We start from the raw sequence: 12,827 nt of genomic DNA on the forward strand, positions 1-12,827 counted from the left end.
GGTCTTGGCGGAAAGTTGAGCCTCGCATTCATCGTGATTGCGGGGCTGCCCACCCTTGCAGGCATCCTTGGCCTGGTCGAGCTGCGGGTGCTTGCGCGCCGCCAGGCGGAAGTGATCAGCCAGACCATCCCGGCCATTGCCGAAGTCCGCGGCATGGCCGAGGAAAGCACCCGCATTATTGCGATCGCTCCGGAACTGGCCGCAGTTGACACCCAATCCGAACGGGAAAACCGGGCGAAATTCCTGTCAGCCCAAGTCGAAGCACTGACCCGCCGGCTTGATGCGCTGGAGACAGCCGGCAGCACAGGGTCCGCCCGGCTGCGTGCCACAGTGACGGAGGCTTCCCGCGTGCTGCCACTGCTGAACGCGCTAGTCGAAACCCGCATCGCCCTGCACAGCGAATTCAACCAGCTGGCCGGACTAAATCTTTCTGCTGCGAACAACTTGCTCAGCATGGCCGACACTTTGGTGGCAAACGCCGAGATGGGCACTACTGCAGTTATCTCAAGCCTTTACGGCCCCGGCGCGTCCCCGATTGAGGAGCAAGCCCGTACCGATACGCTGGACAAGCTGATCGAGGTCGACCTGTTCCAACTGGGCCTGATGTTCGAGCTGCGTTCGCAGACTGCCGAAATCGGCCTGCTGATCAACCGGATCGAAGACGCCGGCGATGAAACCGAACTGGGTGAGATCGAGGCCTCGCTGACCAGCCGGCTGCTCGTCGTTTCCCGCCGGATCAAGGCGATCCGCGACCCTGGACGGCGCCAGCAGGCCGAAGGCTATGCCGCGCAATTGCGCACTGTCTCGGAGCAGGACATCGGGCTGTTTGTGCTGCGTGACAGGATTCTGGCCACCGAAGGCCGCATAACCGCGCTCCAGCAGGGCCTGCAGGCTACCGCTTTGCGGCTTGGCGACGAGGCCGCAGCCGTCGCGGATCAAGCCCAAGCGCGGGTGATTCGGTCCGGCAATGCTGCCGCTCTCGACGTTCAGCGGGCCCAATTGCGCAACGGTTTTGCTGCAATTGCAGGGTTTGTGCTGTCGCTTGCAGTCCTGTGGTTTTATGTGCGCGGCAGTATCACCCGGCGCCTGAATCAGCTGTCGGGCACGATGGCAGCCCTGATGCGGGGCCAGCTGGACCACCGGGTACGGCCGAGAGGGCATGACGAAATCGCCCGGATGGAAGCCGCGGTGGAAGTTTTCCGCCAGCAAGCCATCGACAAATTGGAACTGGAAAGTGTCCGGGACCGCAATGAACAGGAACTTCGGGAACACCGCAACAATCTGCAGGCCCTGGTCAATGAACAGACCGAACGGCTTCAAGAAGAAGTCGAAGCACATGACGAAGCCCGGCAGAAAGCGGAAACCGCCGATCAAGCCAAATCCGAGTTTCTCGCCATGATGAGCCATGAAATCCGCACGCCAATGAATGGCGTGCTTGGCATGCTGCGCAGCCTTTCGGACGATGGCCTGCCGCCCAGGCAGATGGAGCGGCTGCGGGCGGCGCTGGTCTCCGGCCAAAATCTGCTGAAGATATTGAATGACATTCTAGACTACTCGAAAATCGAAAGCGGCGCCTTGAAGCCGGAAATCAGCACGTTTTCCCTGCGGGAACTGGTGACCGACATTGTCGTGCTGCTGCGGCCCGGCGCGGACAGTAAAAATGTCCATCTGTGGCTGGATGCGCCTGAAGATCTGCCAGATGCCGTGCAGGGCGATGCAGCCAAGCTCCGGCAAATCCTCTTCAACCTCTTATCCAATGCATTGAAGTTCACTGAAGAAGGTGAGGTCATTTTGCGGGTCCGAGCCACTGATGATGCCCGCAGGCGCCACCGGGTGACCTTTGAAGTCAGCGACACCGGCAAGGGCATATCGGCGGAAGCAAAGTCCAGAATCTTTGAGGCCTTCGAGCAAGAGGACACAGATACCGCCCGCAAATTCGGCGGCACCGGGCTGGGGCTGGCAATCAGCAGGCATTTCGCCGAAACCATCGGTGCCAGATTGTCGCTGGAAAGCACCTCCGGCGTGGGATCCGTTTTCACACTGTCCCTGGAATTGGAACCGGGCAACCCCGCTGATCTTGTGCTTGAAGACCCGCCCGCACCGGCAACGAAAGCCGACCACCCCCTGTCTGTGCTGGTGGTCGAGGACAACGAAATCAATCAGATGGTCGCTCGAGGGTACTTGGAGCGTATGGGGCACAATTGCCAATGCACCGGCAGCGCCGAAAGCGCGCTGGAACTGCTGCCCGGCTCCGGTTTTGATCTGGTGCTGATGGATGTGAACCTGCCGGGCATCAGCGGCACCGAGGCCACCCGCCGCCTGCGCGCCCTGCCCGACCGGCGGATTGCCGAACTGCCGGTCATCGGCATTTCGGCGCATGTGCAAAAGGACCAGATCGAGACTCACCTGCAGGCTGGCATGAACGGTTTCGTCGCCAAACCTGTCTCCCCCGAACGGCTGGCCAAGGCATTGGACAGCGTCATGCAAGGGCGCGAGGGTGCGATCTATTTGTCGGCCCGCCAGGCAGTTCTTGAACAGCCGGACCGCCGCGCCGGCCTTCACAAACAGATGCAGGAAAACATACGGGACCTTGGCAAAGTGCAAGCTCTGGACATCGCAAGAATATTCAAACAGGAGCTTCCGCGAGGCCTTGCACAGATGACTGCGGCTTTGGAAATGCAAGATTTCGGGTCACTTGCCAAAGAAGCGCACCGCGCCAAAGGGGCTGCCAGCACGTTTGGCCAGCAGGATCTCGCAGCGCTGCTGGCAGCGTTGGAAGCACACTCAGAAAATGGGGAACTGAACGCAGCCCAAGACCAGCTGGACAAGCTGGCAGTCTTGGTCCCGCAGATCCTGGAGGTGCTGGCCGCAGTGCTGCGCGAGTGCGAGACTGTCAGTTCAAAGGCGCCGTGAACACATAGCCCTCGCCATGCACGGTGGTGATTACCCGCGGATTGGCGGGATCCTCCTCCAGCTTGCCGCGCAGGCGCCGGATCAGCACATCCACGGTACGGGGGTTTGCGCCGTATTGCCGGTGGGTGACCCGGCTCATCAGTGCATCGCGCGAGGCCACCTCCCCTGCCCGGCTGATCAGCATGTCCAGCACTTCGAATTCGGCCCGGGTCAGGGAAATGCTGTTACCCTGCACCGTTTGCAGATGCCGCGCCGCGACGTCGAACTGAAATTTCCCGAACTTGTAGATCCGGCGTGACAAACGCCGGACATCCTGCGTCCGCCGCAGCAGGTTTTTCAGCCTAGCCAGCAATTCGCGCCGATTGAAGGGCTTGCAGACATAATCATCCGCGCCAAGTTCCAGCCCGACAATCCGGTCAATCTCATCATCCCGGCCTGTCACCAGGATGATCCCCAACTCGGACTTGGCACGCTGTTCCCGCGTAATCTGCAGCCCGTCTTTTCCGGGCAGGTTGATGTCGACGAGCAGAAGATCAACATCCTGTTCCTCAAGTATGCTTTCCGCGTCTTCGGCAGTCTCAGCCTGCGAAACACTGTACCCTTGGGCATCCAGGTAACTGGCGAGAGTGGCCCGGGTGACGGGCTCGTCCTCAATGATCAAAATATGCGCCATGATTTTGAAGCCCCCGCAATTATTCCTATCGGTTAACAAATTTTAACAAAACTGACCAGCCTGTTCATCCCGCCGGGCTGACCTGTTCACAACTGCTGCCTAACTTCTTGTCTCGAAAGCCCGGCTTTCAAAACGCGGAAAGGCTCAGGCCATCAGGACCAGGGCTGCGACAACAGGGAGACACACATGAAATACCGGCAATACCTAATGGCCAGCGCTGCGGCCATGATGATGACGGCCCCGATAGCGATGGCCGAGGATTCCTCGGACCCTATCATCATTCCGATCCACAACTGGTCGAGCCAGATCGTGATGAGCCACGTTGTCGGACAAATCTTTGAATCGATGGGCAACAGTGTCGAATATGTGTCGACCGACAGCCAGGCAGTCTATGAATCAGTCCGCCTTGGCGATGTGACCCTGGAACTGGAAGTCTGGGAAGGCGCCTTTGGCAAGTCCTTCAACGAAGCGCTGTCCAAAGGCGGCCTGCATGACGCAGGCGACCACAACGCTGTTACCCGCGAAGACTGGTGGTACCCGGCCTGGACCAAGGACGCCTGCCCGGGCCTGCCAAGCTGGGAAGCGTTGAACGATTGCGCTGCAGCCTTTGCCACACCTGAAACGGGTGACAAGGGCCGTTTCCTGGGCGGTCCTGTTGACTGGCTCAAGCATGACGCGGAGCGTGTCGAAGCGCTGAACATGAACTTCACAGTTGTGAACGCAGGGTCTGCCTCTGCGCTTTGGGCCGAAGTTGCCGCTGCCGAAAGGACAAAAAAACCGGTGGTGATTTTCAACTGGACCCCGAACTTTGCCGAAGCTGTCTGGCCAGGTGAATTCGTCGAATTCCCCACCTGGGTCGAGGGCTGCGACACGGACCCGGCCGTCGGCCCGAACCCGGACGCCACCTATGACTGCGGCAATCCGGCCAACGGCTACCTGAAGAAGGCCGCTTGGGACGGCATGAAAGAGAAATGGCCGGCCGCCTATGAAACGCTGACCGAAATCAGCTTCACCAATCCGCAAATCGCGGAAATGGCCAAGCTGGTCGACATTGACGAGATGGAGCCCGAGGACGCCGCTGCTGAATGGCTCGCTGCCAACGAGAACCTCTGGAAGCCCTGGACTGGATCCTGAATCCCCTTCCAAACCCTTTTTCCGGGGCGGCTCGCTGCCCCGGTTCCCCTGCCAACGAAAGATAAGCCATGACCGCCGCCACCCCCGTCATTTCCTGCAAAAACGTCTGGAAACTGTTTGGCGCCCAACCTGAACAGTATCTGAAGTCGCTGACCGGCAACCCGGGCTTTGATGAGATCCGCCAGGCTGGCTATATCGCAGCTGTCCGTGACGTTTCCCTGGATATCGCCAAGGGGGAAATGCTGGTGATCATGGGACTGTCAGGTTCCGGCAAGTCCACCTTTGTACGCTGCCTGTCCCGTCTCATTGATATCACCGGCGGAGAGGTCCGGGTCGAAGGTCAGAATATTGGTGAGATGTCCGAGAAGGAGCTGATCGGCCTGCGCCGCAACAAGATGGGCATGGTGTTCCAGAGCTTCGGCCTCTTGCCGCACCGTACCGTTCTGGACAATGTCGCCTTCCCGCTGGAAATGCGCGGCCAGGACCGGCACGCACGCCGCGCCCGTGCGCTGGAGGTGATCGAGCTGGTCGGCCTTTCCGGCCGTGAGGATTATTTTCCGCGCGAGCTGTCAGGCGGCCAGCAGCAACGTGTCGGCATCGCCCGCAGCCTGGCGATCGAACCTGATATCTGGTTCCTGGACGAGCCGTTTTCAGCCCTTGATCCGCTGATACGCCGCGAGATGCAGGACGAATTCCTGCGGCTGCAGGAAATGCTGGGCAAGACCATCGTCTTTATCACTCACGACTTTGACGAGGCGCTGCGCCTTGCCGACCGAATTGCAATCATGAAGGACGGAGTGGTTGAACAATGCGATACCCCGGATCAGATCGTGCTGAACCCGGCCACCGAATATGTCGCCAAATTCACCGAAGAAATCGAGAAATCCCGCGTGGTGCACGCCGGCGTACTGGCGCGCGAGGTGAACGGCCACAGCCTGACCGGCACGCCGATCGGAGAGAATCAGACCATCTCCGAGCTGGCGCGCCTGCTGGTCAATGACAACCGGGATTTCCTGCCGGTTGCCAACACCGCAGGCAGCCTGATCGGCGCGATGAACCGGCAGGAAGCGCTGGATGTGCTTCTGGGAGAGCCATCATGACAGATCAGACGATGGTTCTTTCTGGAAAACCTCAAACATGGACACGCGCCAGGACCGGCTGGGCGCTGTTTGCACTGGCCTGCGTTCTGGCGGCGGGCAACGCCGTGCTGCCTGCAGGGCTGGTAAGGCCGCCTGAATGGCTGGTGCTGCCTTTTGCCGACTGGATCAACGCGATCTTTAATTTCCTGCGCGACGACCTTGGGCTAATCTACCTGACCCGCGCCTTTGCTGATGGGGTTGAATGGTTGCTCGATGTGACCGCCAACTTGCTTTACGGCAAAAACCGCTGGCCACGCGTCGGCCCCATTCCGTGGACAGTGATCGCCAGCATCGGCTTTGTTATCGGCTATGCGTTGCAAGGCTGGCGGTTGTCGCTGCTGACCGGTGGCACCTTTGTCTGGATCGCCGTCATGGGGCAGTGGAAATGGGCAATGGAAACACTCTCCGTTATCGTTGTCGCGGCCCCGTTCTCGATCCTCTTCGGACTGCTTATGGGCATCCTCGCCTGGCGCTCGAAAAACTTTGAGCGGATCCTCAATCCAATCCTCAACATCGCGCAAAGCCTGCCGCATTTCGCCTATATGATTCCGGTGGTGGTCTTTATAGGAGTCGGTCCCAAGGCGGGTGCCATCGTCACCATCATCTTTTCCGTACCGCCGATGATCCGCATGTCCTTGCTGGGTTTGCGCAAGGTCCCGCATGAAGTGATTGAAAGCGGGCACATGTGCGGCTCCACCCGCTGGCAGCTGTTGCGCCACGTCCGCATCCCCACCGCCCGGACCGAGATCCTGGTCGGCGTGAACCAAGTCATCATGCAGTGCCTTGCGATGGTGGTTCTGGCCAGTTTCATCGGCATGCCTGGACTGGGCCAGAAGCTGCTGCAATTGCTGCAGGCGCTGAAGATCGGCCGCTCGGTCGAGATCGGCATCACCATCGTGTTGCTGGCCGTCATGCTGGACCGCTGCACCAAAGCCTGGGCGACAAAGCAGCCTGAGCATTTTGACAAGGGCATCTCCTTTGCGGTCCGCAACAAGTTTCTGCTAATCGCTGCGGGCCTTTCCCTTGCCTGCTTTGTTCTTGCACAATTCATTCCGTTGATGGACCAGATCGGCCGCCGCGAAGCCTTCACTATTTCCAAGCCGATTGATGCCGTTGCGGACTGGTTCATCGTGCTGATTGATCCGGTCACTCAGTGGCTGCGCTGGTTTCTGATCACCTGGGTGCTGATCCCGATCCGCGATGCCTTCCTATGGATGCCGTATGCGGCAGTGCTGACGCTGCTGGCTGCCGCAGGCTGGGCCATCGGCGGCCTGCGCTCGGCGCTGGTGTGCGTTGCCTTCTTCGGCCTCATCGCCATGTCCGGCTGGTGGGACCGCGCGATGATTACGGTCTATACCGTGGTGGTTGCTGTCTCGATTGCCACCGTGCTGGGCTTTCCGCTGGGCATCTGGGGGTCGTTTCACGAGAAACGTGCCGCCATCGCCCTGCTCATCTGCGACACATTGCAAACTTTTCCCAGCTTCATCTACCTGATCCCGGTGGTCATGCTGTTCGGGGTGAACGATGTGGCGGTGATCGGCGCGGTTGTCCTCTTTGCTGCCGTGCCGCTGGTGCGCTACACAATTGAAGGATTGCGCCAAGTGCCCGAAACCCTGATCGAAGCCGCTGATATGTCCGGTGCCACCCGGATGCAGACCCTATGGAAGGTCCGCCTGCCGATGGCGCTGCCCACCATCATGGTCGGGGTGAACCAATCGGTTATGTTCTCGTTGTTTATGGTAATCATTGCCGCCTTTATCGGCACCCAGGACCTGGGCCAGGAAATGCAGCGTGCGCTGTCTTCTACCGATGTGGGCAAAGGCCTGGTGCTCGGTCTTGCCGTCGCTTTCATGGGACTGATGGTCGACCACCTGGTCAGCACCTGGGCAAAGACCAAGAAAGATGCGCTGGGGCTGGAGTGACATCGCGACTACCCGAAGGCGTCCCGCTAATCGCCATCGCAGGCGTTTGTGGGGATACAGCAACATTCGCTGTCTGTTCATGGATGCCAACGGCAACGGCTAATCGAACCTGACAGTTCCGAACGCCGCGAAGCGCTCGCAAACCTGGAAAACCTCAGCCGCGCCATAGCCAAGCGTACGTCCTCGACGTCGACGATCTAGGCATCTCCCATTGACCGGTCCGGCACGACGCGCCGGATCGGTCGCACTTCTTGGCGCCTTGTGCCCAGCTTGTGTCCGAGCGCTCAGCATCGCCTTGTCCCATATTCAAGGGCAAGATGGCAATGAACCGCCCCAGGTTTTCCGGAGGCTTCAACTCCTATGCCGCCTCATCCAGTCGTCGCCTCATTTGGCATCCAACTTTGTAAACGCGCCCAATACAATATCCGATGTTGCGGAGCAGAAAATTCGCAAAGCACGGGAAGAGAACAACAAGGATTGAGCGGCCCCGCTTGAGTGGTCCAAGTTGAAAGTTAGTGCATGGTTGGCCTTTGGTCTACCGGAACAATGGCCTCTGGAGCCGGTGGGCGGTAGCCCAGAGCACTGTGTGGTCGTCTGGTGTTGTAGTGTTTTCTCCAACTTTCGATGATGATCTGGGCTTCCCGCAGCGAGTAAAAGACCTCACCGTTCAGCAGCTCGTCGCGCATGCGCCCGTTGAAGCTTTCGCAATATCCGTTCTCCCACGGTGACCCGGGTTCGATGAATGCGGTCTTAGCCCCAACTGCTTTGATCCAGCCTCTGACGGCCTCAGCTATGAATTCGGGGCCGTTGTCAGACCTGATGTAAGCAGGCACGCCCCGAAGAATGAACAGGTCGGTCAGAACATCAATGACCTCGGTCGAGTTCAGCTGCCGCCTCACCCGGGTCGCCAAACATTCCCGACTGTGTTCGTCCAGAATATTCAATGTCCTGAACGCTCGACCATCGTCTGTTCGATGATGCACGAAGTCGTACGACCAGACGTGATTGCGATACTCTGGCCGCAGCCGAACACACGAACCATTGTTGAGCCAGAGCCGCCCTTTCTTGGGCTGTTTCATGGGAACCTTTAGCCCCTCTCGCCGCCATAGACGTTCGACGCGCTTGTCGTTCACCTGCCAGCCTGCGTCTCACAGCAGAGCGGCAATCCGACGGTAGCCATATCGACCATACTGACGTGTCAGCTCGATCATGTCCTCGACCAGGCGGTCTTCGTCAGCACGCCCAAGTGGCAACCGGCGCTGCGTGGATCGGTGCTGGCCCAGGACGCGGCATACACGGCGTTCGGAAATCTTGATTTGGCTACGCACATGATCGATGCAGGCACGGCGGCGCGAGGGGCTCAGAAGTTTCCCTTTGCGGCCTCTGACAGGATCAGTTTGTCGAGTGTAAGATCTGAAACGGCACGGCGAAGGCGCTCGTTCTCCTTCTGGAGCCGCTTCAGTTCCTTGAGTTGTTCTGTGCCCATTCCGCCGTACTTCTTCTTCCAACGGCAATAGGTTTGTTCCGTCACACTGATCTGCCGAATGGCGTCTATTCGGGGCATGCCTTGCCCCATCAGCACTTCAACCTGCCGTAACTTCACGACAATCTCTTCAGGCTTGGGTCTCTTAATCGCCATCTATGGTCCTCCGCTTTCCTAATCATAGGGGCGGACCACTTCATTGGGGGAGGCTCAGTGTCCGCTCTGCGCCGTTTGCGGCACGCTGCACATGCGCAGGTCTGCCCGGTGGTCAGTAACCGCAATGGGCTCACTCCCAACTTCCCCCCTGGGCAGTGAACGACTTCTCAGACCCACCATTGGTCGATGGTTGCGATTTCTTCGTCAGTCCATCCGAAGTGATGGGCGAATTCGTGAATAACAACATGCGCGATCAACTCGTTCAGTTCGACATTGCCGCGATCGCGCCATTCCGCCAGGATCGGTTGACGGAAGAGCCAGACAACATCCGGAGGCGGCCCCATGTCGAGAATGGACTTCTCGGTCATGGGAATTCCCTCGTAGAGCCCCGTCAGTTCGTGCGGATCCGCAAAACCAAGATCGTCCAGCATGGTCGGCGCAGGCCACTCGGCAATGCACAGAATGACGTTTTCTGCAGCAGGCCGGAATGCCCCCGGTAGGGAAGCAATAGTGGCGCGCGCGATCTTCTCGAAATGCTCAAGGTCCTGGTCCATGCACTGTATATGGTTTCTTGAAACGGTGTAGTGAACCGCTAAGACCGAGGAGGAAGTCCATATGCCTGGCGCGAGCAGTAGCCTCGGCCCATAAAGCACGATTTGCGTTGGCTGCCGGCAACAGTTTCCTTTCTAAGAGCAAAGGTCGGCCCTTTGCGGTCATCCATCGGACTTCCGCATGCGGCATTGCAGCTTCCCCAAACCGGCCGTTGGTACACAGTGCAGCATTTCAGGAGCAGAAGCGGACTTAACGGTCGTTCGCCGCAGGCGCAGTCTGGGCATCACTCTGCGTCAGCTTTACGCAGATAGCGGACCCTGCAAAACTGCAAACTATCGCCTCCTTTCCTAGCAGATTCGGCTTATTGCTGACGTCGATCAACGGGGACATCGCCGCGGCGCAGCTTCCCCAGAGCGGCCGTTCGCACCTGATTGAAATGGCAAAGACCAACCTGGAGACTGACTAAAGGCTCAACCTTGGATTTTTTTAAACCACTGCCTAAAGTGACAGGCCGCGCGATCGTCTGGGCAGTTTTTCAGCTTCGCTTTCGGACAATCGGGCGGCCTCAAGCTTCTGCAAAATCTCTTCAGGCATGGGCATCGCGTGCGGCTGGGGGTGCTGACAAACGTGCAGCTCCATGAACTCGCCAACACTGGCCAAAGCAGTGCCGTTGAACATCTGCATGTGCAGATGGAACCGCTTGCTGTCGCATCCGACAATACGCGTTTCGACCCGGACCCGGGCACCTTCCTTCACCTCGCGGAGAAAGAACTTGTGATCCTCCAGCAGGTAGATGGTGCAGCCGGTGCGCCTGCGGTAAGCCTCGTCAAAGCCGATCTCGTCCTGAAAGGCATCCACCGCCAGACTGAAAACCAGCCCGTAATAGCTGTCCCGCATGTGGCCGTTGTAGTCGATCCACTCGGGCAGGACATTTGTTTCAAAGCTGTAGACCATTTTCACCCCTCTTGTGCTGGCCGTGCCAGGCCATAGAACCGCGCTGCTGTTCCGCCGAAAACCATGGCATGCTGCTCTGGCGGCACAAGCGCGCGGTAGGCCCCAGCAAGCGCGGCGTAATCCGAAGACAGGCTGTCGACCGGGAAGTTGGAACCGAACATGCAGCGTTCGGCACCGAACTGTTCCACGCAGGTTTCGACCAGCGGGCGGATGCTGTCCTGGGTCCAGCCATGGTCGAACATGCCTAGTCCGGACAGTTTGCAGGTGACGGTTGGCAGCGCAGACAGATGCCGCAGCGCCTCTGCCCAGCCGGCGATGCCCGCCGGGCTCCTGTCATGCGGCGACCCGGCGTGGCACAGGGCCACCTGTGTTTCAGGCGCATGGGCCAGCACCGCGGCGGTTTTCTCCATCAGCTCGGGGAGCAATTGCAGATCAAAGGCCAGCCCGCGCCGGCCCAGCTCGCGCAGCCCGTCCAGAAACAGGGGGTCGTCCAGCAGCGTATTGGTGCCGGTCACCGCATCCTCGCCCGGCGCCCGCCCGACAATCTGGCGCGCGCCGCGCACCGAGGCCAGGCTTTGGAACCGGTCCAGCTGCGCGTCTCTGTCCGCTGCGGTCAGATCACAGAACACCACCTGCGCCATCACCCAGCCGGAATTGGCGCGGGCCACGCTGTCTACCCACTGCGCCTCTTGCCAGCCGTCGGCTGCACCAACCTGGATATGCACCGAAGCCCCGGCGCCCAGGGCCGAGGCATCCTTACGGAATTCCCCGATCAGGTAATCCCGCTGGATCGGCGCCGGGTCGCCAAAGAACCGCCGGGCTCCGGCCTCCATCAGCCAGGGGTAATGCACCGCCTGCAGGTCCCAGAGATGGTGATGCGCGTCGACGATCATGGCTGCTCAATCCCCGTTGTCCGCCCCAGGATGTCCACACCCTGCTGATGCCAGAAGTGCAGCAGGTCGATGAATATCCAATTCTCCGCCAGCTTGTCTCCGTCCCGCCGGTAGATGTCGATCACCCGGAACTCGCCGGTCTTGCCGGTGGCGGGCATCCCCATGAAGCCGCCGGTATGGCGGGCGGTGAAGTTCGGCCAGCCGAAAAAACCGCCATAATGCCCCTCGGCCATGCGGCAAAGGTGGCCGGTCTTGGACCGCTCGGTGAATGCAGCACGGAATGGGCCAGAGTGCTGCTTGGCATAGCGTTCGATTGTGTAGGTGGCACCAATGCCCGAGGGGCCCCACCAGATCATGTCGTCATGCCAGGTGCGGGCCAGCTCCTCTTCCAGCGTCATGTTACTGTCCCACTGGCCCAGATCGGCAATCATTGCTTCGATGGCTGCCAGGGTTCTTGTGCCCTCCTCCGCCGGCTGCGCGTCAAACAGCAGACCGTCATGGGTTACCGGTCCCGGCTGCACCAGTTGCGCGCCGGTCCCAACCGGGAAAGGCTGCAGCCCGGCCTGCAGCATCAGGTGCGGGATGTCAAAATACATCGCGGTCTCGGTGATCCTGCCGTCTTCAACCCTGTGAAAGGCGCAGTAGCGCAAGAACGCCATCTTGCGGGTCGGGCGGATACCCAGCCAGGCACCGTCATGCAGCCCCATCAGATGCCCCATCGAGCAGACCCAGACGCCGCCCGGATCATCAAACCGGTTCTGTCCGGCAAAGAACACATCGATACGGCGCTGCAGTCGCGTCAGGTTTTGCCGCAGCGGCACCCAGAACTGCGTGCCGACCTCCTTAGCACCGTGGATCTCGCCGAACGGGTGAAAGCCGCGCCACAACAGATCGGGGCTGCAATGCTGCGCCATGACGGCAGGAATTTCCGCTGCCGCCGCCTGGTCCAACGCGTGGTAAAAGCTGCGCACCACTTGCTTTTCAGCTTGAAAGCTCATTTTAAAATTC

9 protein-coding genes and 1 pseudogene are annotated in these 12,827 nt (G+C 59.7%); 4 read left to right on the forward strand and 6 right to left on the reverse strand.

Going from position 1 to position 12,827, the window contains the following annotated elements; genetic code table 11:
• Positions 1-15: 15 nt before the first annotated feature.
• Positions 16-2,913: an ATP-binding protein gene (locus AQUI_RS0105330; RefSeq protein WP_245596864.1), complete on the forward strand. Its 2,898-nt coding sequence runs from the start codon at positions 16-18 to the stop codon at positions 2,911-2,913.
• On the opposite strand, the gene AQUI_RS0105335 is transcribed toward AQUI_RS0105330, so the two are convergent.
• The gene (locus AQUI_RS0105335; RefSeq protein WP_027256577.1) at positions 2,894-3,586 is read right to left on the reverse strand and encodes a response regulator; all 693 of its coding nucleotides are present in this window, start codon (positions 3,584-3,586) and stop codon (positions 2,894-2,896) included. The two genes, AQUI_RS0105330 and AQUI_RS0105335, sit on opposite strands and share 20 nt — an antisense overlap.
• A 186-nt stretch (positions 3,587-3,772) precedes the next feature.
• Here AQUI_RS0105335 and AQUI_RS0105340 point away from each other — a divergent pair, with 186 nt between their 5' ends.
• The 3 genes from AQUI_RS0105340 to AQUI_RS0105350 all read left to right on the forward strand — a co-directional run bounded on the left by AQUI_RS0105340 (position 3,773) and on the right by AQUI_RS0105350 (position 7,781).
• Positions 3,773-4,720 (forward strand): ABC transporter substrate-binding protein, encoded by a 948-nt coding sequence (locus tag AQUI_RS0105340; RefSeq protein WP_027256578.1) that lies wholly within the window; start codon positions 3,773-3,775, stop codon positions 4,718-4,720.
• Between the two features lie 68 nt (positions 4,721-4,788).
• A complete protein-coding gene (locus AQUI_RS0105345; protein WP_027256579.1) occupies positions 4,789-5,820 on the forward strand; it encodes a quaternary amine ABC transporter ATP-binding protein in 1,032 nt (343 codons plus the stop codon).
• Positions 5,817-7,781: an ABC transporter permease gene (locus AQUI_RS0105350; protein ID WP_027256580.1), complete on the forward strand. Its 1,965-nt coding sequence runs from the start codon at positions 5,817-5,819 to the stop codon at positions 7,779-7,781. The genes AQUI_RS0105345 and AQUI_RS0105350 overlap by 4 nt, the downstream gene beginning before the upstream one ends.
• A 512-nt stretch (positions 7,782-8,293) precedes the next feature.
• Here AQUI_RS0105350 and AQUI_RS27275 read toward each other — a convergent pair.
• The 5 genes and pseudogenes from AQUI_RS27275 to AQUI_RS0105385 all read right to left on the reverse strand — a co-directional run bounded on the left by AQUI_RS27275 (position 8,294) and on the right by AQUI_RS0105385 (position 12,817).
• Positions 8,294-9,420: pseudogene (locus AQUI_RS27275) on the reverse strand (IS3 family transposase).
• A gap of 167 nt (positions 9,421-9,587) precedes the next feature.
• Positions 9,588-9,974, reverse strand: a complete 387-nt coding sequence (locus AQUI_RS0105365; protein WP_027256581.1) for a metallopeptidase family protein — start codon at positions 9,972-9,974, stop codon at positions 9,588-9,590.
• A gap of 496 nt (positions 9,975-10,470) precedes the next feature.
• A complete protein-coding gene (locus tag AQUI_RS0105375; protein WP_027256582.1) occupies positions 10,471-10,926 on the reverse strand; it encodes a thioesterase family protein in 456 nt (151 codons plus the stop codon).
• 2 nt (positions 10,927-10,928) lie between these two features.
• Complete coding sequence (locus AQUI_RS0105380) at positions 10,929-11,819, reverse strand: amidohydrolase family protein (protein ID WP_342665578.1); 891 nt, start codon at positions 11,817-11,819, stop codon at positions 10,929-10,931.
• A complete protein-coding gene (locus AQUI_RS0105385) occupies positions 11,816-12,817 on the reverse strand; it encodes an ester cyclase (RefSeq protein ID WP_027256584.1) in 1,002 nt (333 codons plus the stop codon). Before AQUI_RS0105385 ends, AQUI_RS0105380 begins: the two co-directional genes overlap by 4 nt.
• Positions 12,818-12,827 lie beyond the last annotated feature (10 nt).

It is taken from the genome of Leisingera aquimarina DSM 24565 (assembly GCF_000473165.1).
Taxonomy (GTDB): Bacteria; Pseudomonadota; Alphaproteobacteria; order Rhodobacterales; family Rhodobacteraceae; genus Leisingera; species Leisingera aquimarina.